Here is a 24,795-nt window from a genome sequence, read left to right on the forward strand (position 1 = left end):
TACTGGAGAAATCTAAGAGGTATGTGTTGCCTGAGAGGAGGGTTAGAAGTTGCCCACGAGTTGTGAAAGGAAAACCACAGAAATACCCAAGAAAATGCCAGTCAATTTCTTAACTGACTGGCATTACTCCGAAGAGGGTTTTTATATATTTCATTACAAAAGGCCAAATTAGAGGCGTTTGCGTTTTGCTGCTAAAATTTGTGATTGACGCATACGGAAACCTTCTTTTTGTTTCTCCGAGGTTTTGTCAATACAGTACACACAAGAGACACCATGTTCATAACTTGGGAGGGCAACTTCTTCTGGAAGTAAAGGCCAGCCACACGCATGACACTTGGTATTTTGGCCTTCTTCAACACCGTGCGTTACGGCAGTACGACCATCAAACACGAAGCATTCACCTTCCCACATGCTTTCTTCAGCCGGGGTTTCTTCCAGGTATTTCAAAATACCGCCTTTCAGGTGATAAACTTCAGTGAAGCCTTCTTGAAGAAGTAAAGAGGTTGATTTTTCACAACGAATACCACCTGTACAGAACATGGCAATTTTCTTGTCTTTGTGCTGTTCCAGATTATTTTTCACGTATTCAGGGAATTCGCGGAAGCTTTCAGTTTTCGGATCAATCGCGCCTTTGAACGTACCTGCTTTGTATTCGTAATCGTTACGGGTATCAACCAGAATCACGTCATCACGTGCAATCAGTTCGTTCCATTCTTTTGAATCAAGATAGTGACCGACTAAATCACGCGGTTTCACTTCCACGCCTAAAGTCACGATTTCTTTTTTTAATTTAATTTTCATTTTACGGAATGGTTTTTCAGAACTGTCAGATTCTTTGTATTCCATTTCGTTAAAACCTTCATTCAGAAGGAACTGGTGAATTTGATCAATCGATGCACGGTCGCCTGCAACCGTACCGTTAATGCCTTCACCTGCCACAATTAGAGTACCGCAAAGGTTGATGGATTTTACCAGGTCCAGAAGACGTTGCTGAAGATCGGCAGGATCTTGAACTTCTTTGAATTGATAAAGTGCGGCAACAACCCAACCAGTCGTCGCTTGCTGTTCTACAGGTGCAAGCTGTTCTACAGTAGCGTTCATGGAAATACTCCAACGTAGCATGATAATTTGAAAGGCGCATATTTTAGCTTGATTCGAGTGAATAAGCGAGTAAAACGCAAGTCTTTTAACAGGCTTCAATTCATGGGAGAGAGCGTGTATAGTCATGCCCGGCCCAGGATTTTGTGCAGTGATGCAGATACTGAAAGTTGCAGTATCTTTGGAGTGTGTTTTGAGTTCAGATCGTCGTATTGCGTCTTTAACCCCATGTGCAGGGCGTTGCTCGACCGTATTTGGTGATGCGGTATGTCGTGGTTGTCGCCGTTTTAATCATGAAGTGATTCACTGGAATACGTATAGTGCTGAGCAGCATCGAGCTGTGTGGCAGCGACTGGATGCACAGCTGGATCAGATTCTGGTGCCATTGTTACCGCATGCCGATCTTGTCAAAGTGCAGGCCTTTGTGCTGTCGAAACGGGTGCGCTTGCGTGATGATGCTTCTAAAGGGCGCAAGCTGTATCATGCTTTAAAGCTCTGTGAAAAAAATCGGCATTTTACCGACGATAGTGGTTTAGGCATCCATTATAAGCAGGTGCGTCCGCTCTGGGACGAGTTTGAGCGCCGGATCTTGGCCTTGGCTACCGCCAGTTATGATCTGGCTTTTCTGCGGGCAGATGGCATCAGTCAGCATCTGCTTCAGATGGAAGAAGAGGACGAGTAGGTCCTCTTTTTTTATGCTGACTATATTAGACAAGGAGGAATGGGGTGAATATTACCGAATATCTGCTGTATTGTCTGGCCGTAGTAATCATGATCGCGACGCCCGGACCAGTAATGTTACTGGTCGCTAGTGCTGGGCTCAAAGGCGGCTATAAGCATGCCTTGCAGACTATTTTCGGGACTAACTTTGCCTCACTGGTTCTGATTGGTTTATCCATTCTCAGTCTAAAAGGTCTTCTGGTTGTTAACGAAAATTGGCTGAATGGCATTAAGCTACTTGGCTGTTTGTATATTGCCTGGCTGGGAATTCAGATTTTCAGGGAAGTCTGGCAAGGGCAGGGATCAACTGGACCACAAAACCTGCAGCCCGTACAGGGTGGCTTTCGTACCGGTTTTCTGGTAGGTATTTCTAATCCCAAGGATATTATTTTCTTTGCCGCCTTTTTTCCGCAATTTATAGGCATTAGCCCAAACCTCGATTTAAGCTTGGTGATTCTGACAATTAGCTGGATTGTTCTGGATTTTCTCACCCTGTCACTGGTGTATCTGGGTTTTCAGCGATTATCTCGGTCTCAGCTTTATCCGCATTTACTTGGGCTATGTGGCTTGATCTTGTTAATGGTTGCACTGTATGGGATTTATTCCATCTTCAGTTAATTCAATCAATATATACGACACAAAAAATCCCGGACCAAATGCCGGGATTTTCTTTTTAAATAGACTTATATATTGTGTTGCTGGCGGTACTGTACCAGTTCATCAATGGTAATTAGGCTCAGTTGATGCGTCTGTGCATACGAGAGAACTTGAATACCAGAAGCCATGCTGCCATCCGGATTAGTCAGTTCACACAACACGCCGGCAGGTTTTAAACCAGCCAGACGCGCAAGGTCAATAGTACCTTCAGTATGACCACGCCGGGTTAAGACACCACCTTCACGGGCGCGTAATGGGAATACATGACCAGGACGATTCAGATCACTGGCAACTGCGCCGTCTTTAATCGCTGTTTTAATTGTAGTCGTGCGGTCTTTGGCAGAAACACCGGTTGTTACACCCTCTACTGCTTCAATACTTACAGTAAAGGCAGTTTTAAACTGGCTAGAGTTATCTTGTACCATTGGTGGTAACTCTAAATGGTTTGCCAGCTCATCAGTCAGACATAAGCAAACGATGCCGGAACCATCACGAATCATACGCGCCATGGTTTCTATAGTTAAAGTTTCAGCTGCCACAATCAGATCGGCTTCATTTTCACGGTCAAAATCATCCATGACCAAGACAGGTTTGCCTTGGCGGAGATCTTCGAGTGCCTGAAGGATACGTTGTTCAGCAGGGGCTAAAGCAGAAAAGAAAATTTCGGGTTGAATCAAACTTGACATTGAAATGCTCACCTAAACTAAAAATATGATTGAACATTTCAGGACTGAGTGAAAATAGGCTTATAGCAAAAACAGGTGTATGCACGGCATACAGCCTTGGTGCTGCTTTCGTCTTCTTTCATCCGGACTATACCGTCGGCTCTGGATTTGCACCAGATCTGCAGATCAATCGAAATTGACCGCTCGTGGGCTAATTCAAGCCTAATTATAAAAAGCTGAAATTACCACCGGTGGGGAATCACACCCCGCCCTGAAGCGATGTAAGAACATTATAGTCCTGATTTTAAAAAGATGGGATGGTTGAAATGGAAAGTAATTTGCAGAATTTTAGATAAACAAAACAGATAATCTGAATTACCCAGGTTTTTAGCAAAATACTGGAAACATGCTATGGTGTGAGGAAGATTAGAAATCCTTCAATCATTCTAACAATGCATAAAACTGAGCTGATCCGAAATAATCAATTTTCGCCCTTGCTGTTCTGCAATGTAGAAGTACTACGTTATTTAAAAATCTTGGGCTTGGCACTCATCACGGTCAGTTTGCTGTATTTAATGGCAGCGAACTGGTGGATGCTGCCGGATCCGGTTCAGCTGGCAATCCCGATGCTGATTTTACTCTGTAGTGCAACAGCAAGTATTTACTTCGACCAGCAGGAATGGGTGAGACAGAGTCTGGATACTGTATCGGGTCTAATGCTGGGCTTAAGTCTGGCAATGATTGGGCAGATTTATCAGACTGGTGCTGACAGTTATCAGTTATTTCTGCTTTGGGCTTTGCTGTTGCTGCCTTGGCTGTATCGTCCGAATATTGGGATCTTTGCATTATTTTGTGTGGTCAGCCAGCTGGTGCTGTATTTTTATTTTAAACAAAGCTTTTGGTTAGTGCGTGCTGAAACTCTTTATCTGCTCAGTCTGAATCTTTTGACTGGGCTAAGTATGATCTATGCCTTACGTTATTATCCGGTTTTGCGCTATCTGTTTATCGCCGTCGTGGTGCTCATTTCGGTAGTGAGTATGTTCCGGTTTGTCGACTCGGATTCGATCTGGTATTTGGCTTCGGTGCTGGTTCTGCCTATTTTATTCAGTGCTTATTTCTATACCCGAAAGCAACAGCTTGAAACCAGCTTACTGATTGCAGGACTGGCACTGAGTTTTAGTATTCTGATTTTTGATCTCACTGAGCAATATTTACAGGATTCAGCCGCCGGCTTATTGGTATTGGCTTTGCTGATATTCAGCTGGTTTGCAGCTATTACAGGTCTGCTGATCAAGCTGTTGCCCAAGAGCCGGTTTTCGGTCATTCCACTGGCTCTGGGTGCATGGATTGCTGGTGTGATCTTGGCCATGCTGTTGCTGACTTATTGGGAAAGTTTTTCGATTCTGATGGGAATCATTTTTATCGCAGTCGCCTGGTGGTTGATTCGTAGCAAGCCCTCAGTTTTTCTGCGGCAATTGGCTTATTGTCTGTGGGTGTGCGGTCAGGCCGCGGTATTGATTCATACTCAATTACTCACAGAGAACCTATTGCTGATTTGGCTGATACAAGTCGGCATTACGCTGTTGACTATCATGAGTCGTATGCATTGGCTGGTGGTGCTGTTGCAGTTGTTACTTGCACATATACTGGGAATTGCAGTTCTGGCCGAGCAACATGCATTTTTTCAGGATCAGCGCCTGCTGACGTGGATCAGGCTGCTGAATTACAGCATTCTGACTGTGACTTTGATTACTGCGAGATACTGGCTCGCTTCAGCTTATGCCAAAAGCGTGAATTTATGGATGATCAGTGTCTTGGCGGCAACAGCCATTTTTCAATGCCTGCTGCAATTTGGTGTGGCTCAGCAATTGCAGCCACATGGTATAGATGAAGCAATTGTTTTCTATATTTTGCCAGCGATATGGCTGCTGAGTTTTGTCGGGATTCATCTGAAGCAATTTTCATGGATTCAACTCTGGCTCATTCCAGCAGTGGGAATTCTGCTAATTGTATTGGGTTACTTTGAAATTTTTATCATTCTGGTGTTTATGGCTTGGGCAATGGTGAATCAACAACGATTGATGCAAGCCTTGAGCATTTTGCTGCTGATCTTCTGGTTATGGCTGCTGTATTACAATCTGGGACTAAGTTTTTTATTTAAAAGTGTCAGTATTTTTGCCTCAGGTGTGCTGGTGTTGCTTTTGGCTTATGTGTTGAGTTCACCGAAGTTCCAGCTGAAAGCAGGAGTGGTCTCATGATGAAAAAGTTTATGGCACTGCATCTTAGTATTTTTAGTATTGCTTTATTCGTAGGTTTAATTGTCCAGCATGAATGGCATCTGGCCAAAAGCGACAGTATCTTTGTCGAGTTGGCACCAGTCGATCCGCGTTCGATCCTGCAAGGGGATTATATGGTACTGAACTATGATCTGCATTTTAGCGCAGTGGCAGCGGGGAATGGTTCCGAACAGCCTGTTTCTGACATAAAGATTGAAGATTTTAAAAATCAATCACATGTAATGAGTTATGTGCAGCTGGAGCAGCAGCGCAGAGTTATTAAAACCAGTTTTGATCGAAGTGCACTCAATCAATCGGAACGTGTAGCCCGATTAATGCTGAAAAACCCACGCAATACTTTTGAGGCTTTGTATCCTGCTGCTAACAGTTTCATGTTCCCCGAGGGTCTGGAGCCTTGTTATCGTAACGCCAAATTTGCAGAGCTGAAAGTGAAGGAAAATGGCAAGGCCTTGTTATTTGATTTGCTGGATCAACAATTAAAACCCTTAAACTGTGAAAGCTCTAAAAGCTGGCGAGAGGGCAGTTAAATAGGTCAATATTCGGGTATTAAAAAAGCCCGCAATGTGCGAGCTTTTGGGTATCTGGTCTGATCAGATTATGCGACTTGTACCGGAATACAGTTGGCGGTGTGGCTGACTGTATTATTTGGGTTAGCATAAACCAAGCGAGGCTGATGGGCATTCGCTTCAGCTTCAGTGAAATCGCCAAAGGTTGCAATAATCACGATATCGCCTACATCGGCTTGATGCGCAGCGCCACCATTGACTGAAATGATGCCTGAATTGTCTTCGCCACGAATTGCATAAGTTGCAAAACGTTTACCATTGGTCACGTTCCACACATGAATTTCTTCGTATTCACGAATGCCAGCCAAATCCATCAAAACGCCATCAATTGCACATGAACCTTCATAGTGTAGTTCTGCATGTGTAACGTGAGCGCGGTGAATTTTGCATTTTAATAAACGAGATAGCATGGCTAGCGTCCCCTGAGTTGACCTAAGAGTTTGATCATTTGGTTAAATCAATCTTGCTTGCTGTATGGTGAACAATCGAGCAAACGCATTTTGCGCTTAAATAAACTTTCTGGCAAGCGGAATTGTCCAGCAATTTTTGAATGTTTAGTTCGGCTTATATGCGTTGATTTGATTCATGGCTTGCTGTACTTCACCGTTCACCAGCATTTTTGTGCGGGCGAGCGCATGGGAAATTGCATCATCCATTAAATTCTGTTCGCTGCTAGGTGCTTTACTGAGCACATGACCGGAAACACGGTCTTTGGCACCAGGGTGGCCGATTCCAATACGCAAGCGATGGAAGTTTGAACCAATATGCGGCACGATATCGCGTAGACCATTATGACCACCGTGACCACCGCCAGTTTTCAGGCGAATGACACCAGGATTCATATCCAGTTCATCATGGGCAATCAGGATCGATTCAGGTGCAATATTGTAGAATTTGGCGAAAGGAACAACACTTTTACCGGAAAGGTTCATAAAGGTTGTCGGTAGAAGAAGACGGACGTCTTGACCTTCGATATTGCCACGACCGCTAAATCCGTTGAATTTTGGGTCTTTTTTGAGGGTAATGCCATATTGCTCTGCAAGGCGTTCTACGAACCAGAAGCCTGCATTATGGCGGGTTTGGGCATACTCAGAACCTGGGTTACCCAAACCAACAATCAGTGAAATATTTGACACTAATTACACCATTAACACTTATGCGCGTTTGAAGTCAGCGTGCATTGGTGTGTTTTTAGCTGGGTGACGTTGTAACGCTTGGATTTTCACGCTTTCAACTTTACCGTCTACATCAATTTCGATAACTTCTTCAAAGAATGAATTGTTTTCTAAGAATTTAACAAGCTGACGAAGCTCAACAGTAATTGCTACAGGAGCAGCTTCACCACCGTAGATGATTGCAGGAACTTTAGCTTGAAGACGAAGGCGGCGGCTCGCACCTTTCCCTTGAACTGCTTCTTCACGTGCTGCTGCGTTTAATACGAAGTTTGCCATGATAGACATCCTATTTAAGTTAAATGAACCAGACTTGCGACCAGTCTAGTGAGTAAAAGCCCTACCAAATGGCAGGGCTTTGAAAATTCAGCGCTCTATTATAGATAAGAATCGAACATTGCGCTAATAGATTCTTCGTTGTTAATACGACGAATCGTTTCGGCAACCATGCTGGCTACTGAAACCTGGCGAATCTTGCCCAGAGCTAAAGCTTCATCAGAAAGAGGAATGGTATCAGTCACAACCAGTTCATCAATCACAGAATTCTTTAAGTTTTCAATCGCTTTACCAGAAAGTACTGGATGCGTTGCATACGCAACAACCTTGCGAGCACCGAAAGTTTTCAATGCATCAGCAGCTTTGCATAACGTACCAGCAGTATCTACCATGTCATCAACGATGACACAATCACGATCTTTTACATCGCCAATCAAATGCATCACTTGTGATTCATTCGCTTTTTGACGACGCTTATCGATGATTGCAAGATCGATATCGCCCATTTGTTTCGCAACAGCACGTGCACGCACTACACCACCTACGTCAGGTGAAACCACCATCAGGTTGTGATGCGACTGTTGACGCAAGTCAGCAAGTAGCGCTGGTGTACCGTAGATGTTGTCTACAGGGATATCGAAGAAGCCTTGGATCTGGTCAGCGTGCAAGTCGATCATCACAACACGGTCAACGCCTACAGTAGTGAGCATGTCTGCTACAACTTTTGCAGTAATTGGAACACGTGCTGAACGTGGACGACGGTCTTGACGAGCATAACCAAAATAAGGAATCACGGCAGTAATACGACCTGCACTTGCACGACGCAAAGCATCAGCCATTACTAAGATTTCCATCAGGTTATCGTTAGTTGGGGCACAAGTAGGTTGTACGATAAATACGTCTTTACCACGAACGTTTTCAGTAATCTCGACAGCAATTTCACCGTCAGAGAACTGACCTACAGAGGCAGCGCCTAGAGGAATATGTAAGTGACTTACGACTTTTTGAGCGAATTGTGGATGCGCAGATCCACTAAAAACGACAAGATTGGGCATGAAGCACCCTTGGCGGTTGGGATATATGGGAATAGATGGCAGGGGTAGCTGGATTCGAACCAACGGATGCCGAGATCAAAACCCGGTGCCTTACCACTTGGCGATACCCCTAATGCGGCAGAACTTTAATATTTTTGCGGTAAAGTGTCAAGGTAAATTAACAGTCTTACAGCAAATGAGTGCTCTGTCTTTTTTCGAGAAAATGGCAGGGGCGGCTGGATTCGAACCAACGGATGCCGAGATCAAAACCCGGTGCCTTACCACTTGGCGACGCCCCTAAATTTGATGAACTGTAAGATGGCAGGGGTAGCTGGATTCGAACCAACGGATGCCGAGATCAAAACCCGGTGCCTTACCACTTGGCGATACCCCTAATACAGTACATCTACAGGTGAAGAATGGCAGGGGTAGCTGGATTCGAACCAACGGATGCCGAGATCAAAACCCGGTGCCTTACCACTTGGCGATACCCCTATTTACACTTTAAACTGAACTAAAGGTGATTCTTGTAAACTGTTGACCAAGTAAGCTTTACATGGTGCATTTGCAAGAATATCTTCGATATTCAGATTTTCAGTGACTTCAATAAACACACAAGCACCTGTACCTGTAAGCTTTGCTTTTCCGAACTGGTCGAGATATTGCATTGCTTCATCGACTTCAGGATATAAGCTTCTTGCCAGTGGCTCAAAGTTATTTCCAAAATCAGATGGCGTTTCCTGATAGGCGCAAAATTTAGAGCTCTTCGTGTCTCTTGTCAATGCTTTTTGCGAAAAAAGCAGTTGAGTGCTGATAAAACAATCAGGTTTTAACACAATGAATTTTTTTTGATCTAAGTCTATGAATGTTAAGTGTTCGCCAATGCCTTCGGCCCAGGCATTTTTGCCATGCACAAATATTGGCACATCTGCGCCTAGCTTGACCCCGAGTTCTGCCAGTTGTTCAATATTTAAACCGCACTGCCAGAGTTGGTTCAGCACAACCAGGGTCGTCGCGGCATTGGAAGAGCCGCCACCGAGACCTGCACCCATCGGGATATTTTTTTCCAGACGAATTTTTAGTCCAGAGAGCGTCTTAGCATAGGGCTTCAACAACTGTATCGCCCGATAGATTAAATTCTGTTGCAGATCCACTGAGGCCAGACCTTCTATCTGAATCGCATCATCAGCACTTTGTTCAAACTCCAGCCAGTCATATAGGTCAATCAGCTGAAAAATACTTTGCAGCTCATGATAGCCATTTTCACGGCGACCGGTGATATGTAAAAACAAATTCAGTTTAGCAGGCGAGGGAACACGAATCATCATGGGCTGGAATCAGGTCAATTAACGGTTTTCAATGATCATTGTAATACGGTTTTCTGCACCATTTCCAAGTGACTGCTTTAAAATCAAACGGTTTGGCATTTTGGCCTGCGCATTATAATTGAGATCGACCGTCCAGCCCTGTTCGATAATCTGGTTAATTCGCTGTGTATCGTCTTTTTGTAATTTGGCAGTCGTGGTAGCAGGGCGGGCTTGTACCCAATCGACTAAATAACTGATCGGCGCTTGCCAGCCGGTTGCACGTTGCAGTAATTCTTCGGCACTGGCTGCCTGAATCACACCGGTTTTTGCGCTGTTTAAGGTCACTTGTCCCGGTGTGCCAGAAATCTGGGTTTTACCGACGCCTAAGATACCGCTGAGCTCAATATCGAATTCTTCCTGCTGTTGTACCCAGGTAAAGAATGCGCTGCCAGTCTGTTGAGGGGTACGAACGCCAATTTTACCTTGCAGCTGAAATTGATTCTCTGCCTGTACAGACGGGGTGGCAGGCGCTTGAGGCTTGATCATCTGCTGACAGCCAGTTAAAAATAAAGCAGTGGCTGCAAAGGCACAGCAGCCCAATTGGCTCAAATTGCGCATAAATTAATTAACTCGTTTTGGTTTGTGGTGCTAACAATAGCGAATTAAGTTGTTTCAATTCTGGGTCATTTGGATGGTTTTGTTGTAATTGTTGTAACACTTGGTGGAATTGTTGTAGATCACCTTTCATGTACAAGGAACGGGCATAACGCACGCCAATCTTCACATTCGGATTCAATTGATAGGCTTTGTATAACACATCCGCAGCTGTGGTGAAGTCATTCTGTAAATAACAGATATAACCATAGGTATCCAGAATCGATGCCTGTTCTGGTGCATATTCTAGTGCCTGTTCGACATAGCGGCGTGCTTCTTCGAGGCGACGGTTTTGCATCGCCAGGGTATAGGCATAGGCATTCAGATAGGTCGGACTGTTCGGTTCAATTTTAAGTAAAGTGCTGAGTAGTTCATCCAGCTTGACGCGATCCTGATGGGGATCCAGCAACAGAACTTGCGAATAGACCAGTTCAGGGTCATCCGGCAGGTTTTTGCTGGCTTCTTCCAACAGGCGAATCGCAGCTTTTTTATTCTGCATGCGCGTCAAAATATCCGCCTGAGCTAGATAGAGGAAGCTGGCATGTTGTGGATAATTCACCCTTTCCTGGGTTAAGAAACGCAGCGCATCATGCAGCTTATCCTGCTGGGCGAAAATCGAGATCATGTTGCGACGTGAGACGGTGTAAAGACTGCCATCGACCAGACGATAATAAGCTTTCGCCGTTTCATAATGCTGTTTGCGTTCTGCATTCACCGCCAAGTAATAATAGGCTTCGTTTTGATATTGCGCAGAATAACGCAGTTCGACCAGATATTTTTCGGCTTTCTCGTATTCTTCCAAGTCAATACTGGTCAGTCCGGCAATGAACAGGGCTTCTTCAGCAGTCGGCCATTTTTTTAGAATGTCTTGCAGTTTTTTCAGAGCCAAAGTCGCTTCGTTCAGCTTGACCAGATATTTGACTTCTGCCAGACGTACATCCAGATTATTACGGTGTTTACCGCTGGATTTTTCATACCATTGCAGTGTCGCCTGAGTATCGCCGAGTGCATTGAGCAGATTGGCCTTCATCAGGATATAGCCGGTCGCATTCGGACGTTTTTTTAAGGCGCGGTTAACTGTATTTAAAGCCTGTTCAAGCTGACCATTTTGTGCTTCCAGACCGGCCACTAGCACCAGAATAGATGGATTGTCCTTGGCTTTAGTGGTGCTTAAGGCCTGAATCAGATAAGTACGATCCTCTGTGCCTTCCGGTGAAATTCCGGCGAGAATTTCTTCCAGATCGGCACTGTCATCAATTTGCAGGATTTTTTCTAAGGTCTCAGCAGCCAGCTCATATTCATGCGCTTTAAGGGCAATATGTGATAAATAAAATAAAGCAGGGACGTCTTGTGGCTCTTGTACCACCCAGTGCGTGGAGATATCTAGTGCTGCCTGTAGGTCATCATGTTCCAGCGCGACATTCAGTGCACGCTGCTTGACTGAAGTGGAATTGCTCTTGATCGCCAGCACCGTATAGTTGTGCAAAGCAGTCGGAATGTCATGTGCAGCGATGGCAAACTCAGCCATCATACTTTGTTTTATCGCATCATAATTTTGATTTGCATGGTAAACTGCTTCCGCTGCATAGAGATGCGCAGTCGAAGCCATGCTACCCACCAGTAGGAATGTGGTAGAATATTGCTTAATTGTAGGGCCGTTGATACGGCTAATTGTTTGACGCAATTTTTTATTGATCCAAGTAATGCTTTTTATGACACCGATGTTGCACAATAGCATAAATTTAGTGAAATGATGACCTGATATGTCTTTCTTTGCATTGGGTGTCAACCATCAAACTGCCTCTGTAGAACTGCGCGAACAAGTGGCTTTTAACCCTGAAAAGTTAAGTGCCATTCTTGCCGAGCAAAGCCAACACCCTGAACTGAACGACATGGTGGTGGTGTCTACATGTAACCGGACCGAAGTTTACGCCATGTCTGACAATGCTGACATGGTGCTGAACTGGCTCGCCCAGAAAAATGGGGTGGATGTCAAACAACTGCAACATCATGTCTATCGTTATGAAAATGCCCAGGCAGTGACGCATCTGATGCGTGTTGCCAGTGGTCTGGATTCACTGATGCTAGGTGAACCACAAATTCTGGGACAGGTCAAAACCGCACTTTCTCTGGCCAAAGACTCTCATACCGTTTCGCAAAACCTGAACCGCATTTTTGAATATGCTTTTTATGCCGCTAAACGTGTGCGTTCGGAAACGGCTGTCGGCAGTCATGCAGTCTCGATGGGCTATGCGGTGGCACAACTTGCTCTGCAAGTATTTAGTCATCCGGACAAGCTGACCATTATGGTGGTAGCAGCCGGGGAGATGAACAGTCTGGTGGCCAAACACCTCGCAGAGATGGGGGTGGGCAAGATTATTATCTGTAACCGTACCCGCGAGCGTGCGGATATTCTGGCACAGGAAATTGCACATCGAGTTGAAGTCGAAATTATAGATTTTGATCAGCTTGCAGAAAATCTGCATCGTGCCGATGTCATTTCCAGTTGTACCGGCAGTTTGCATCAGGTGATTCACTATCCTGATATCAAGGCAGCATTAAAGAAACGCCGTTACCAGCAGATGCTGCTGGTCGATCTGGCAGTGCCACGCGATATTGATGCCAAAGTAGAAAGCCTGGACGGGGTTTATCTGTATGGGGTCGATGACCTGCAAAGCGTGATTGAGGAAAATCTGGCACAGCGCCGTCAAGCGGCTGTTGAGGCTGAGATCATGGTCAATCAGCTGGCTACAGAACTGATGACCCAGCAAAAGGTCAAACAGGCCGGGGCGACCATTCATGCCTATCGTGACCACGGGGAAACATTACGTCAGGAAGAATTGTCACTGGCAATGCAGCGTATTGCCAAGGGCGAAAAGGCGGAAACGGTACTGGCCGAGTTTTCACATCGTTTAACCCAAAAACTGTTGCATCCAACTTCTATTGTGCTGCGTGAGGCGGCCAAAGCGGAAGATCCTACCTATTTTGAGCTGTTACAGGAAGAACTGGGCAATGTAGTCGCGAAGCGTCGTAAATCCAGGCATTCAGTTTAATTAGTATGATCGGGTTATGGGCTGTTTTTTGATATATATGTCAGCATACAACCCAGCTAGATGATTTGAAAAGTGTGTAAATAATACTGTAAGCTAACACCGACCTCCTTTGATTTAAAAGAATCAATAATTTGAAAAATCAGTCTTCTAACAATGTCATGGAACGTTTGCGGTCAATCTCATAAATCTGCATTTTCAGGTTTTTCATTTCTGCAATACTGTTAAATTTCTTGGATTTAATCTTGTTTTTTAAACACTGATATTGCAGCTTGGTGGAAAAATCAGCCGCGAGCTTATCGGCCTGTTCCGGCGATGAGGTGTAATCGCTGACATTGGCATGCTGCAGAATATGCTGCAGTTCATGATGATGGGCTGCGCAGGCACCGAGCACATAATAGATCGACAGTTCAGGATCATCCGGCAAGTCATCAAAAATCACATTCAGAATATTCAAAATCTTAAACAGCAACTGATCTTCCGCTACTAGCGCGCGCAGTGGTTCAAAATGAATATACAGATAAGGATGATTCATCAAGATCGCAATCACATATTCTTCAGCATCAATTTTTGTACTAAAGCTTAAAGATGCATCTGTATTGACCTTAGGTTGCCATTTACGATTAAAGCCCAGTTTTTCGCGGAAAAATTGCTGCAGCAGATAACGGAAGGAGCCGTGTTTGGGCAGTAATTCGGTCAGATTTTTTAGTTCACCCATAACCTGACTCTTGCCTTCTGGGGTGGTGATATCCTGATTTTGGGTCAGATGGGCAAACACGAAGTCCGACATCAACGGTGCCTGATCCAGCAAGCGTCTGAAGTTTTCTATCCCTTCACGGCGGATCAATGAATCTGGGTCATGGTCAGCGGGCAAAACAAAGAACTTCAGCTCTCGGCCATCATTCAGCAGGGGCAGGGCAATGTCCAAGGTACGGCGCGCTGCTTTTTGACCGGCAGCATCCCCATCAAAGGCAATGGTCAGCCGGTTGCTCTGCTTGAACAGAATATTCAGGTGGTCGGTATTACTCGCTGTGCCTAAAGTCGCCACTGCGCCATGAATGCCATATTGCTGAAGCGCAATCACATCCATATAGCCTTCGACCATCAGCCATTCTTGGGCTTTCTGTTTGCGGCCCTCATAGAGGCCGTACAGCAACTGGTTTTTATGGAAGACTTCAGAATCTGGCGAGTTGATGTATTTCGGCTTGATCTCGTCATTCAGGGCACGGCCGCCAAAGCCGACCACACGGCCCTTGGTATCACGGATCGGGAAAATGACTCGTTCACGCAGCAGGTCAAAATCACGGCCACTGTCGCTGGTGCGAATCAGACCTAAAAGTTTTAAGCCCTCAATATCCTGAGGAAAGGCTTTTTCCAGATGTTGCCAGTCTTCAGGCGCATAGCCTAAGCGCCAATAGGCAATGGTCTCTGCAGTCAGACCACGCTGCTTGAAGTATTGCTGGGCACTCGGGCTATTTGGGAGTTGGCGCTCATAGAACTGCGCGATATTTTCTAGCAGGTCGTAGAGGTTACCGTCTTGCTGAACTTCCGCCATCGGTAGGTGTTCAAAAGAAGCAAAAGGGTCACCATAAAAATCCTGTTCGACTGTCTGAAACTCTGCAAATGGATCGAAACTCGCCGTAGATGCAGCATTATTATTTTCTGTTGGAGCGTTATTCTGTTGCGGCTGAGTTTGTGGTGCAGTTTGAGCAGGCACGATTTTGGGTTTGGCTGCTTCACGTTTATATTTTAATTTATTGGAATCAGTATTGTCTTTAGGCAGTTCGATGCCCGTCTGGCTGGACAGGTCTTTCATCACTTCGACAAAATTACGGCTGCCAATGTCCATTAAAAAACGGATGGCATTACCGTTGGCTTGACAGCCAAAACAGTGAAAATACTGTTTGTCACGATAGACGTGGAAAGACGGTGATTTTTCCTGATGAAAAGGGCAGCAGCCTGAATAGGTACGGCCTGTTTTTTTCAGTTTTACGAATTGACCAATCACATCGACAATATCGGTGCGATCGAGAATCTGATCAATCGTATGTTGAGGAATGGCCATGGTCTGCTGAGCTTCTCGTGCTGGAATCTAAGGTCTAAATCACTGAAAAAATGAAAATAGTCTAGTTGGACATTGAATATTTCAAGTTCCTTTGTATACCTTTTGCACGTTTTGTTCAAGCCTGGGCAAGACAACGCAAAAGGGCAAGTATGATACCTTGCCCTTGAGGAAAATGCACCTGTAAAGCGCTGTCTTATTTGCTGATGCTGCCGGCCTTCTTTAGCTTTATTCAGCCGTTTTAGGACGATCCAGCAAACCAAATGAAATGCGATTGGTGATGCTGCGCTTTTCATTTTCTGGCGCATCAGACTGTGCATCGGTGTCGGTTACAGTCTTGGCTTCTTTACCAAAAATACCCAGTGTCGCGCGGTTAAAGAAGCTGCCTTCACTACGCGCTGCACGCAGATTCACCGTCCCATCTGATTTCACCAGATTCGGATAATTCAGCTTTAATACATCCACATATTGCTGAGAAGTCGCTTTATCACCTAGCTGAGCATAGCCATAAGCAACCGTTGCCAGTGCTTCTGGAATCTGCGGAGTTTGAGGATAATGTTCAATCACCCACAAGCCACGTTCAACTGCTGCCAGATAAGCCTTACGCTTGATGTTGAAACGTGCTGCGTTCATTTCATGCTCAGCCAGTTCCTGACCGATAAACTGCATACGCTGTGCTGCATCCACTGCATAAGTGCTAGATGGATAGCGGCGAATGAAATCAACAAAATTCTGGTAAGCCACTTTCAGGTAGCTGACATCACGATGCGACTGTTTCAGCGAGGTATAACGCAGCAGGCCGTTATAGTTCTGTTCCATATTTGAGACACCGCGTACATAGTAGGCATAGTCGACATTTGGATGTTGCGGGTTCAGACGGATAAAACGCTCTGCCAGTGCGACCGCACCTTCATAATCTTTTTGCTGGAATTTCACATACAACAGTTCCAGTTGCGCTTGCGGGGCATACTGACTGGTCGGGAAATAAGTTTCCAGCGCTTCCAACTGTTTTGCTGCATCGGTATATTGATTACGATCTAGCGCTTTCTGTGCTTTTTGAATATAAACCTGTTCGCTAGATTCCGGACCTTTATCCACGACTTCTTTTTTTGGATTACTGCTACAGCCTACCATTGCCGATGCAATGCCTAATGTCACAGCAAGCATTGTCATTTTATAATGTGGTAGCGACATAAAAATTCCTCTGTTAATACGGGCAATGAGCTACAATTGCACTATTAAACCACTTTTGTCTGAATGAGCAAATGAGTCAAGCACAATCTTCCAATTCTAATATCCCTGATACTGATTTCAATTTACTTGAAGATTCTGAGGATGCAGATAACCATACTTCAGAAGCAACTGCAACACGTTTATCGTTGCAATTTCAACTGGATGAAACTTATATCGGGCAACGGATCGACCAGATTGCCGCAATGGTCTGGAGCGATTTTTCTCGAGAAAAATTAAAGCAATGGATTAAAGATGGCAATTTATTGGTGAATGGTCAACCAGTTAAGCCGAAATTTAAAAGTGATGGTTTTGAAACCCTGACTTTAAATGTTGAGCTTGAAGCGCAAACGCGCAGTCTGCCGGAAGACATTCCACTGGATATCATCTATGAAGATGATGACATTATGGTCATCAACAAACCAGTCGGTATGGTGGTACATCCGGGCGCTGGCAATAGTTCTGGCACCTTGGTGAATGCTTTATTGCATCACTATCCGAAATCGGCTGAACTGGCGCGTGCAGGTCTGGTACATCGTATCGATAAAGACACCAGTGGTCTGCTGGTCGTTGCCAAAAATCTGGAAGCACAGTTTTCTCTCAGCAAACAGCTTGAGAAAAAATCAGTATATCGCCTGTATGATCTGGTGGTTTACGGCAATATTATTGCTGGCGGTACCATTGATGAACCCATCAAACGTCATCCGGTAGATCGTGTGAAAATGACTGTACTTCCGGGCGGTAAAGACGCGGTGACGCATTACAACGTCAAAGAGCGTTTCCAGCACTTCACCCGTGTTCAAGCTCGTCTGGAAACTGGACGTACTCATCAGATTCGTGTGCATTTTAGCTATATCGGCTTTGGCTTGGTTGGTGATCAGGTGTATATGCCGCGTGTCCGTATGCCAGCAGGTGCATCGCAATTACTAGATGACACTTTACGTGGCTTTAAGCGTCAGGCCTTGCATGCCGTGCAACTCGGTCTGACCCATCCGCGTACCAAAGAGGAAATGACCTTTGAAGCGCCGTGGCCGGAAGACTTTGCCAATCTGGTGGAAGTGCTGCGTACCGAAAACAAAGCTTATTAATTTTAACTCAGTCAATGTCAGCGTAAGGAAACGAGATGCAATTTGTACCAGGACTTCCACAAGGTGTGTATGTGGGCCAGACTCGCGTTCACCATGCGAAAGTACAGCCATCAGCACAGCCTGAGCTTGCAGGTTTTAATCTGGCCTTGCATGTGCAGGATGATGCGCAACGGGTACAACAGCATCGTATGGCTTTATTGCAGGATTTCGCTGCGTTTGGCGTAGATAAAATTACCTGGATGACCCAGACGCATAGCACCATCTGTCATAGCATTAATGAGCAGATGCCATTTACCGCACTGGTCGGAGATGGTCTGGTGACGCAGAGCAAGGCACATGCTTTAATGATGATGACTGCAGATTGCTTGCCTGTAGTACTGGGAAATGCTGATGGCACAGAAGTTGCCAATCTGCATGCCGGTTGGCGGGGACTCGCAGGAGGTATTATCGAAAATACCATCGCAGCCATGCAAACTCCGCCGACCTGGGCCTGGCTCGGGGCGGCCATTAGTCAGCCATGTTTTGAAATTGGCGCTGAAGTAAAAGCTGCTTTTTGTAGTAAATATCCTGAACTGGACAGTGCATTTCAGCCCGGTGTACAGGCAGGTAAATATTATGCCGACCTGTATGCGATTGCGCGTTATATCTTGCAGCAACACGGCATAAATACCGTATTGGGCGGGGATCAGTGTTCTTATCGCCAGCCAGAGGAATATTTTTCTTATCGCCGTGAACCAAAAACAGGGCGTATGGCGACATTCGTGTTTATGGCATGAAAATGTTAAACTTAACTGAATTTTTTGGCTTTTGAGCGTTATGTCCCTATCTTCCAAATCTGTTGCGATTGTTTATCACAGTCCTTATGGACACACGGCTAAAGTGGCAAATTTTATTGCCGATGGTGCACGGGAAACCGGTGTTCAGGTGCATATGATGAATGTCGAACATATAGACTGGGATGTACTAGACGCCGCCGATGCAATTATCTTTGGTTGTCCGACCTATATGGGTAGCCTGACCTCTGCCATGAAGCTGTTTATGGAGCAATCCTCTAAGCGCTGGCTGGCACGTAGCTGGCAGGGAAAACTGGCAGCGGCTTTTACCAATGGTGGCGGACTTAGTGGTGACAAGCTGGCGGTCCTGCAGCAAATCAACCTGTTTGCCATGCAGCACGGGATGTTGTGGAGTGGATTGCCATTAATGCCGACAGGACGTGCCGTCACGGATCTGAACCGGATGTCGAGCTTTTTGGGTTTAATGACCCAGTCAGATAACGCACCGGTAGAAGTGACCCCACCTGAAGGCGATTTAAAAACTGCGTTCTGGTTTGGTGAATATATTGCTTTGACTCTAGCGCGTTTAAATAGCCATACTTAAAACCATAAAAAAACCTCCAAATGCGGAGGTTTTTTTATATTCAACTTTTAATCCATTATTTATGGAAAATTCGCGCTTTATCACGTTGCCAGTCACGGTCTTTTTCGGTGGCACGTTTGTCATGAAGCTGCTTACCTTTGACCAGAGCAATTTCCAGCTTGGCATGTGGACCTTTCCAGTAGCAGGCCAGTGGAACGCAGGAATAACCTTTCTGGTTAATCGCACCCATCAACTTTTCAATTTCACGGCGATTCAGCAACAGTTTGCGGGTACGGGTTGCTTCAGGCACCACATGGGTCGAAGCACTTAACAAGGGCTGAACCTGTGCACCAAACAAGAACGCTTCACCATTTTTAAAGGTAATATAACTTTCTACAATGGTCATGCGACCAGCGCGCATTGATTTGACTTCCCAGCCTTTTAATGAAAGCCCCGCTTCAAATTTCTCTTCAATAAAATAATCGTGGCGGGCACGTTTATTCAGTGCAATGGTACCGCCATTATTTTTTTTTACTACAATAGATGCTTTCGCCATAATCTGATACTTCCAAACGTGCTGCTATTGTACCGCAACTAGAAATAAGGTGAAGTTTTTTAAATTAATGAGGATTATTCACCAAAAAAACAAGTTTTTGCTAAAATAAGATTCTACATAACAAACAGAGTACAAATGGATGTCTAAAACTCGTGTGATTTATCCGGGGACTTTTGATCCAATTACCAATGGACATATTGATTTGGTAACCCGCGCAGCGCGAATGTTTGATGAAGTTGTGGTAGCGATTGCCATCGGTCATCATAAAAATCCGGTATTTAGTCTGGAAGAGCGTGTCGCATTGGCAAAAGAGTCATTGAGTCATTTGGACAATGTTGAATTTGTAGGTTTTGACGGTTTGCTGGTCAATTTTTTCCGTGAGCAAAAGGCGACTGCTGTATTGCGTGGTTTGCGTGCAGTGTCTGATTTTGAGTACGAATTTCAGCTGGCCAATATGAACCGTCAGCTGGACTCCCACTTTGAAGCGGTATTTTTAACCCCTTCAGAGCAATATTCTTTTATTTCATCCACTTTGGTGCGTGAAATTGCTCGATTAAGAGGTGATGTGACCAAGTTTGTGCCACCAAACGTGGTCGATGCCTTCGAGCGTAAACTTCAACAAGGTTGGTAGCGTGTCTTTATATATCACCGATGAATGCATTAATTGTGATGTCTGTGAACCTGTATGCCCGAATGAGGCAATCTATATGGGTGAACTCATTTATGAGATTCATCCAGATTTGTGTACAGAGTGCGTCGGACATCATGATCAACCGCAGTGTCAATTGTTCTGTCCGGTAGATTGTATTCCACTGGATCCGAATCATGTCGAAACGCAGGAACAGCTGCAAGCCAAGTACGAAAAACTGACTGCTCAAAAAACATCAAGCAATTAGTCTCGATATTTGATACTATGCCGCTCGAAGTGAGCCAGACGATCGCTGCTGTGGAGATCTCCGTGATTGAAGCAGGGGAGGAAAGTCCGGGCTTCATAGGGCAAGGTGCCAGGTAACGCCTGGGCGGTGTAAACCGACGGCAAGTGCAGCAGAGAGAAGACCGCCTTCATTATGGTTTCGAGCAATCGGAATCGGAGGTAAGGGTGAAAGGGTGCGGTAAGAGCGCACCGCATGGCTGGTAACAGTTCATGGCGAGGTAAACCCCACCGGAAGCAAGACCAAATAGGAATCCATTAGGCATGGCCCATGCTGGATTCGGGTAGGTCGCTTGAGCGCATGAGTGATTGTGCGCCTAGAGGAATGATCGTTCACGACAGAACCCGGCTTATCGGCTCACTTCAACAAATTTTGATCAAACAGCACAATATGGGGTTGACGTGATTTACATAAAATCCCATAATGCGCGCACAGTTTAAGGCTATGTAGCTCAGTTGGTTAGAGCACCGCACTCATAATGCGGGGGTCACAAGTTCAAGTCTCGTCATAGCCACCATATTCTGAAAAAACCCACTCCGATTGAGTGGGTTTTTTTATGGCTGTAAAAATTAAAATGACTATAATGAATGAATTGTAAACGAATGAAATTTAATAAAATGACTATAGATCAAATAAATTGGCAAAAAGATAATTTTGAAAATATTAAAGAAGCTTGGGAGGGGGATTTATGGGATCGTAAAAGTTTAGGGGAACAATTAACAGGATATGTTGATCGTTTACAATGTGGTGCTGTTTTAGCATTGGATGCACGTTGGGGAGAAGGAAAAACGTGGTTTGTTCGTCATTGGGCTAAATACTTAAGTGATACAGACCATAATGTTATTTATTTGGATGCTTTTGCGAATGATTATTTAGATGATCCTTTTTTAGTTATTAGTTCTGAAATTACGAATATTTTAAATCAGGATAAAAGAACGAAAAGAAAAGTTAAAAAATTGATTGAATTGTCTGCATCTGTAGGAACTGCTTTATTGCCATCTTTACCTAAAATTGCTTTGACTCTAGGATTACACTTGGTTGGAGCAGGTTTTTTAAGTAGAGCACTTCAGCAAAGCTATGAAAATGCCAAAGATGAGATTGATACATTATCTGATGAAGCAAGTGAGAGAATCAAAGAAAGTATTCAAGAAAAGATAGCTACTCATGAAGCTGAAAAGAAAACTTTAATAGAGTTCAAAAAGCATTTAGCTGAGACTGTAGAAAAATTAGATAAGCCTTTAGTTTTTATCATTGATGAATTAGACCGGTGTCGTCCTGATTTTTCAATTCGATTAATTGAGCGAATTAAACATTTTTTTGATATCAAGAATATTGTTTTTGTTTTAGTAATGGATAAGGTTCAATTTTCAAAAGTCGTATGTCATAACTATGGTTATGATGAAACTTTAGGAGAGGCATATTTAGATAAATTTGTTGACTTTACAATCCATTTAAAGCAGGCAAAAGAAAGTGAGAATTTTGAACTTATTATAAGAGATCAGCTATTTAAAATAGGTGAATTAAAGTCTATAGATGAATTTAGTGAATTGTATTATTGGGCACTTTATTTACAGTTACATGTAAAAATGAATAGTCGAGAATTAATAAAAAAGATTAATCAATATGCATTATTAAGAGCAGATACTGATCATAAAAACTTGGTATTAATAACTTTCCTATTTGGTTCAATTTCAGCAAATAATTTTAAATCCTTTGTAGAAGAGGTTTCTCAAAACTTAATCAAAAGCTCAAGGGGTGATGTATACCAATTTGCACGAAAACATGGGATTTCAACCTGGAATGGTAATTATGATGAAATAACAAATAGTGAATGGTATAGAATAATTATGCAAAAAGAATTTTTGATCAGTAATCCTTTATTAAACACGATGATCGCTGCTTTTCATGACTCAGCTCGCTCACAAGATAAATCTACAAAAGAACAATATTTGAGAGGAGGGTTAGTAAAATTTGCTATTTCAGAATATACAAACTCATGTAATTTTTCATCAGATTGGGAAAATTATATCAAACGTGGCATTTAATTCTTATCCTTAAAGTAAGATAATAAGCTTCCTATATCATCCGTCTGCAACTGCTCACGCATTTTTAAAAACTGCTTTTCATCTAAGTCATAGAGCTTAAGTGAAAGCAGTTTTTCTATATCTTCCTTGGGAAAGCGATATTTAATAATTTTGGCAGGAACACCACCAACGACTGCATAAGGCGGTACATCTTTGGTGACGACAGCACCGGTTGCCACCACAGCGCCTTCACCCAGTGTTACGCCTTGCATAATCATGGCGCGCGAGCCAATCCAACAACCATCGCCAATCACGGTATCACCCGCAGGCACAAAACTGCGTGTATCGAACGGAAACGCTGAAATCCAGTCCGTACGGTGTAATTGGTTGCCACCCATCATAATCACGCATTCTGCGCCAAAACAGACAAAATTACCGATATGGAGCTGGTCAATCGGCTTCTCGGGCGTGGCCGGCTTGTCATGTAAATAACGCACCACACAACGCTCAAAGCCCTGATCCCAATAGGCCGAATAGTAAGAATAATTCCCCTTGATATGAATATTCGGATTCTTCACAGTTTTGGAGATGAATTCGAATTCACACCAGTGGTTTACAGGCGAATTAATTAACTTTTCGGACATAAGGGAGATACAAAAAATAGTGAATAAGAAATTATACCTAATCGGGGTTTAAACTTGCTGAATAATATCTAAAAGACATTCGCGCACGCATAAAACAATGATTAAGCTGTGGTCGATGCTGGAGGAATACGAGCAATCACCTTAATTTCAAAATCAAAACCTGCTAACCACGTGACACCTACAGCTGTCCAATTAGGATAAGGCTTTTGCGTAAACACCTGATTTTTAACTTTCATGATGCTTTCAAATTGCTGCTCTGGGTCAGTGTGAAATGTGGTGACATCAACAATATCATCGAAAGTACAACCAGCCGCTGCCAAAGTTGCAGCTAAGTTTTTAAAAGCCTGTTCTACCTGTTTCTCGAAATCTGGTTCAGGAGAACCATCTTCACGGCTACCGACCTGACCAGAAACAAAAAGTAAGTCTTCCGATTTGATCGCAGCAGAATAACCATGCTGTTCATAGAGGGCATGGCGGTCTTGGGGAAATATCGCAGTTCTAGTCATGTCTATTCTCATTCAATATCTAATTTATCAGTGAGTGAAAGCAACTTGACTCTCACATACGCTTCGTATGTAAACATAATTGACATACGGTCCGTATGTCAATTAAAATTTTTATGATGATGAGGTAAAGTATTCATGTCTGTTCGTGAACAAAAGATGGCGGAAACCCGCAAGAAATTAATTGAAGTGGCACGCCGTGCATTTGCAGCATATGGCTATGCTGGCACTTCAATGGATAAGCTCACGGCAGAAGCAGGATTGACCCGTGGTGCGCTGTATCATCATTTTGGTGATAAAAAAGGCTTATTTGCTGCGGTAGTTGATCAAATCGATTCGGAAATGGCTTCATCTGCCCAGCAGCATCTGGAGCAGCCTGATGATCTTTGGGATGGTTTGATGCTAGAAGGGCGGACCTATATTCAAAATGCCTTAAATCCGGAATTCCAACGCATTGTGTTGCGTGATGGACCGGCTGTGCTGGGTGATCCTGCACATTGGCCAAGTCAAAACAGATGTTTGCAGTCCACGCGTGAATGTGTTGAGCAATTATTGGTAGCAGATCGAATTAAAACAGTTGATCCGGAAGCTGCTGCGGTATTTTTAAATGGTGCTGCAATGAATGCAGCACTCTGGGTGGCTTCTAGCGAACATCCTGAGCAGGTACTCACTGAGGCCTTATATGCATTTAATTTATTTGCATCGGGGTTTTTAAAAGAAGCACAGAGTTAATCCGTTTGTAGGAAGCGGATAAAGGTAAAAAACCCCTCAATCGAGGTAATGCCAGTCAGTTAAGCAGACATTAGAAAAATGTAGTAAAAATGAGTGTATGCCAATACGCTCATTTTTTTTATGACTTTATCTGAAAATTTAGATTGCACCCTTCAACATTCTTTGCCTTCAC

Annotated in this window: 26 protein-coding genes, 5 tRNA genes, 1 other RNA gene and 1 riboswitch; of the genes, 14 read left to right on the forward strand and 18 right to left on the reverse strand. The window is 44.1% G+C overall.

What is annotated here, in order from left to right; translation table 11 throughout:
* Positions 1-168 precede the first annotated feature (168 nt).
* Positions 169-1,101, reverse strand: a complete 933-nt coding sequence (gene trhO / locus AC1P5O_RS12415; RefSeq protein ID WP_138742614.1) for an oxygen-dependent tRNA uridine(34) hydroxylase TrhO — start codon at positions 1,099-1,101, stop codon at positions 169-171.
* Between the two features lie 151 nt (positions 1,102-1,252).
* Between trhO and AC1P5O_RS12420 the strand changes: the two genes are divergently transcribed.
* Together AC1P5O_RS12420 and AC1P5O_RS12425 are read left to right on the forward strand one after the other, a co-directional pair.
* A complete protein-coding gene (locus AC1P5O_RS12420) occupies positions 1,253-1,780 on the forward strand; it encodes a DUF1289 domain-containing protein (RefSeq protein WP_171476900.1) in 528 nt (175 codons plus the stop codon).
* A gap of 44 nt (positions 1,781-1,824) precedes the next feature.
* Complete coding sequence (locus AC1P5O_RS12425; protein ID WP_086044566.1) at positions 1,825-2,436, forward strand: LysE family translocator; 612 nt, start codon at positions 1,825-1,827, stop codon at positions 2,434-2,436.
* Between the two features lie 65 nt (positions 2,437-2,501).
* Here the strand turns inward: AC1P5O_RS12425 and ribB are convergent, their stop codons facing one another.
* Positions 2,502-3,161 (reverse strand): 3,4-dihydroxy-2-butanone-4-phosphate synthase, encoded by a 660-nt coding sequence (gene ribB / locus AC1P5O_RS12430; RefSeq protein ID WP_044108711.1) that lies wholly within the window; start codon positions 3,159-3,161, stop codon positions 2,502-2,504.
* Between the two features lie 106 nt (positions 3,162-3,267).
* A riboswitch (FMN riboswitch) is annotated at positions 3,268-3,422 on the reverse strand.
* Positions 3,423-3,592: 170 nt separating this feature from the next.
* Here ribB and AC1P5O_RS12435 point away from each other — a divergent pair.
* Both AC1P5O_RS12435 and AC1P5O_RS12440 read left to right on the forward strand, forming a co-directional pair.
* Positions 3,593-5,398, forward strand: a complete 1,806-nt coding sequence (locus AC1P5O_RS12435) for a DUF2157 domain-containing protein (protein WP_138742615.1) — start codon at positions 3,593-3,595, stop codon at positions 5,396-5,398.
* Positions 5,395-5,964: a GDYXXLXY domain-containing protein gene (locus AC1P5O_RS12440; RefSeq protein WP_004731886.1), complete on the forward strand. Its 570-nt coding sequence runs from the start codon at positions 5,395-5,397 to the stop codon at positions 5,962-5,964. The genes AC1P5O_RS12435 and AC1P5O_RS12440 overlap by 4 nt, the downstream gene beginning before the upstream one ends.
* A gap of 68 nt (positions 5,965-6,032) precedes the next feature.
* Here AC1P5O_RS12440 and panD read toward each other — a convergent pair whose 3' ends face one another.
* The 11 genes from panD to AC1P5O_RS12495 all read right to left on the reverse strand — a co-directional run bounded on the left by panD (position 6,033) and on the right by AC1P5O_RS12495 (position 12,130).
* Positions 6,033-6,413 carry an aspartate 1-decarboxylase gene (gene panD, locus AC1P5O_RS12445; RefSeq protein ID WP_004280606.1) on the reverse strand — a complete coding sequence of 127 codons (381 nt, stop codon included), beginning with the start codon at positions 6,411-6,413 and terminating at the stop codon, positions 6,033-6,035.
* A gap of 144 nt (positions 6,414-6,557) precedes the next feature.
* Complete coding sequence (pth, locus tag AC1P5O_RS12450) at positions 6,558-7,139, reverse strand: aminoacyl-tRNA hydrolase (protein ID WP_004280604.1); 582 nt, start codon at positions 7,137-7,139, stop codon at positions 6,558-6,560.
* Positions 7,140-7,157: 18 nt separating this feature from the next.
* Positions 7,158-7,454, reverse strand: a complete 297-nt coding sequence (rplY, locus tag AC1P5O_RS12455) for a 50S ribosomal protein L25 (protein WP_004645781.1) — start codon at positions 7,452-7,454, stop codon at positions 7,158-7,160.
* Between the two features lie 98 nt (positions 7,455-7,552).
* On the reverse strand, positions 7,553-8,506 hold the full coding sequence (locus AC1P5O_RS12460; RefSeq protein WP_004280601.1) for a ribose-phosphate pyrophosphokinase: 954 nt from the start codon (positions 8,504-8,506) through the stop codon (positions 7,553-7,555).
* 36 nt (positions 8,507-8,542) lie between these two features.
* Positions 8,543-8,617, reverse strand: a tRNA-Gln gene (locus AC1P5O_RS12465).
* Positions 8,618-8,709: 92 nt separating this feature from the next.
* A tRNA-Gln gene (locus AC1P5O_RS12470) sits at positions 8,710-8,784 on the reverse strand.
* 20 nt (positions 8,785-8,804) lie between these two features.
* Positions 8,805-8,879: transfer RNA gene (locus AC1P5O_RS12475), tRNA-Gln, on the reverse strand.
* 26 nt (positions 8,880-8,905) lie between these two features.
* Positions 8,906-8,980: transfer RNA gene (locus AC1P5O_RS12480), tRNA-Gln, on the reverse strand.
* 2 nt (positions 8,981-8,982) lie between these two features.
* Complete coding sequence (ispE, locus tag AC1P5O_RS12485; RefSeq protein ID WP_004645780.1) at positions 8,983-9,813, reverse strand: 4-(cytidine 5'-diphospho)-2-C-methyl-D-erythritol kinase; 831 nt, start codon at positions 9,811-9,813, stop codon at positions 8,983-8,985.
* An 18-nt stretch (positions 9,814-9,831) separates the two neighbouring features.
* A complete protein-coding gene (gene lolB / locus AC1P5O_RS12490; RefSeq protein ID WP_004645779.1) occupies positions 9,832-10,410 on the reverse strand; it encodes a lipoprotein insertase outer membrane protein LolB in 579 nt (192 codons plus the stop codon).
* A gap of 7 nt (positions 10,411-10,417) precedes the next feature.
* Positions 10,418-12,130: a tetratricopeptide repeat protein gene (locus AC1P5O_RS12495; protein WP_034605853.1), complete on the reverse strand. Its 1,713-nt coding sequence runs from the start codon at positions 12,128-12,130 to the stop codon at positions 10,418-10,420.
* A gap of 79 nt (positions 12,131-12,209) precedes the next feature.
* Here AC1P5O_RS12495 and hemA point away from each other — a divergent pair, with 79 nt between their 5' ends.
* A complete protein-coding gene (hemA, locus tag AC1P5O_RS12500; RefSeq protein ID WP_004645777.1) occupies positions 12,210-13,499 on the forward strand; it encodes a glutamyl-tRNA reductase in 1,290 nt (429 codons plus the stop codon).
* A 139-nt stretch (positions 13,500-13,638) separates the two neighbouring features.
* Here hemA and AC1P5O_RS12505 read toward each other — a convergent pair whose 3' ends face one another.
* Both AC1P5O_RS12505 and AC1P5O_RS12510 read right to left on the reverse strand, forming a co-directional pair.
* Complete coding sequence (locus tag AC1P5O_RS12505; RefSeq protein ID WP_004645776.1) at positions 13,639-15,561, reverse strand: DNA primase; 1,923 nt, start codon at positions 15,559-15,561, stop codon at positions 13,639-13,641.
* A gap of 225 nt (positions 15,562-15,786) precedes the next feature.
* On the reverse strand, positions 15,787-16,752 hold the full coding sequence (locus tag AC1P5O_RS12510; protein WP_004645775.1) for an outer membrane protein assembly factor BamD: 966 nt from the start codon (positions 16,750-16,752) through the stop codon (positions 15,787-15,789).
* Between the two features lie 71 nt (positions 16,753-16,823).
* Between AC1P5O_RS12510 and rluD the strand changes: the two genes are divergently transcribed.
* Genes rluD through AC1P5O_RS12525 form a run of 3 tightly spaced genes read left to right on the forward strand, consistent with a single transcriptional unit; the run spans position 16,824 to position 19,253 of the window.
* Positions 16,824-17,876, forward strand: a complete 1,053-nt coding sequence (gene rluD, locus AC1P5O_RS12515) for a 23S rRNA pseudouridine(1911/1915/1917) synthase RluD (protein ID WP_004645774.1) — start codon at positions 16,824-16,826, stop codon at positions 17,874-17,876.
* Between the two features lie 35 nt (positions 17,877-17,911).
* Positions 17,912-18,652: a peptidoglycan editing factor PgeF gene (gene pgeF, locus AC1P5O_RS12520; protein ID WP_004645772.1), complete on the forward strand. Its 741-nt coding sequence runs from the start codon at positions 17,912-17,914 to the stop codon at positions 18,650-18,652.
* Positions 18,653-18,692: 40 nt separating this feature from the next.
* A complete protein-coding gene (locus AC1P5O_RS12525; RefSeq protein ID WP_004645771.1) occupies positions 18,693-19,253 on the forward strand; it encodes a flavodoxin family protein in 561 nt (186 codons plus the stop codon).
* A 55-nt stretch (positions 19,254-19,308) separates the two neighbouring features.
* On the opposite strand, the gene smpB is transcribed toward AC1P5O_RS12525, so the two are convergent.
* Positions 19,309-19,788, reverse strand: a complete 480-nt coding sequence (gene smpB / locus AC1P5O_RS12530; RefSeq protein WP_004280586.1) for an SsrA-binding protein SmpB — start codon at positions 19,786-19,788, stop codon at positions 19,309-19,311.
* A gap of 139 nt (positions 19,789-19,927) precedes the next feature.
* Here smpB and coaD point away from each other — a divergent pair, with 139 nt between their 5' ends.
* The 5 genes from coaD to AC1P5O_RS12555 all read left to right on the forward strand — a co-directional run bounded on the left by coaD (position 19,928) and on the right by AC1P5O_RS12555 (position 22,765).
* Positions 19,928-20,419 carry a pantetheine-phosphate adenylyltransferase gene (gene coaD / locus AC1P5O_RS12535; RefSeq protein ID WP_004645770.1) on the forward strand — a complete coding sequence of 164 codons (492 nt, stop codon included), beginning with the start codon at positions 19,928-19,930 and terminating at the stop codon, positions 20,417-20,419.
* A gap of 1 nt (position 20,420) precedes the next feature.
* Complete coding sequence (locus AC1P5O_RS12540) at positions 20,421-20,684, forward strand: YfhL family 4Fe-4S dicluster ferredoxin (protein ID WP_004280584.1); 264 nt, start codon at positions 20,421-20,423, stop codon at positions 20,682-20,684.
* 26 nt (positions 20,685-20,710) lie between these two features.
* An RNA gene (gene rnpB / locus AC1P5O_RS12545) (RNase P RNA component class A) lies at positions 20,711-21,088 on the forward strand.
* A 72-nt stretch (positions 21,089-21,160) separates the two neighbouring features.
* A tRNA-Met gene (locus tag AC1P5O_RS12550) sits at positions 21,161-21,237 on the forward strand.
* 100 nt (positions 21,238-21,337) lie between these two features.
* Positions 21,338-22,765 carry a KAP family P-loop NTPase fold protein gene (locus AC1P5O_RS12555; protein ID WP_138742616.1) on the forward strand — a complete coding sequence of 476 codons (1,428 nt, stop codon included), beginning with the start codon at positions 21,338-21,340 and terminating at the stop codon, positions 22,763-22,765.
* On the opposite strand, the gene AC1P5O_RS12560 is transcribed toward AC1P5O_RS12555, so the two are convergent.
* Together AC1P5O_RS12560 and AC1P5O_RS12565 are read right to left on the reverse strand one after the other, a co-directional pair.
* Positions 22,762-23,388: a CatB-related O-acetyltransferase gene (locus AC1P5O_RS12560; RefSeq protein ID WP_004645767.1), complete on the reverse strand. Its 627-nt coding sequence runs from the start codon at positions 23,386-23,388 to the stop codon at positions 22,762-22,764. The genes AC1P5O_RS12555 and AC1P5O_RS12560 overlap by 4 nt on opposite strands.
* A gap of 101 nt (positions 23,389-23,489) precedes the next feature.
* Positions 23,490-23,894 carry a RidA family protein gene (locus tag AC1P5O_RS12565; RefSeq protein WP_004280579.1) on the reverse strand — a complete coding sequence of 135 codons (405 nt, stop codon included), beginning with the start codon at positions 23,892-23,894 and terminating at the stop codon, positions 23,490-23,492.
* 135 nt (positions 23,895-24,029) lie between these two features.
* Between AC1P5O_RS12565 and AC1P5O_RS12570 the strand changes: the two genes are divergently transcribed.
* Entirely contained in the window at positions 24,030-24,623 is a 594-nt protein-coding gene (locus tag AC1P5O_RS12570) for a TetR/AcrR family transcriptional regulator (RefSeq protein WP_004645766.1), read from the forward strand.
* Positions 24,624-24,795: the final 172 nt, after the last annotated feature.

It is taken from the genome of Prolinoborus fasciculus, from assembly GCF_056724605.1.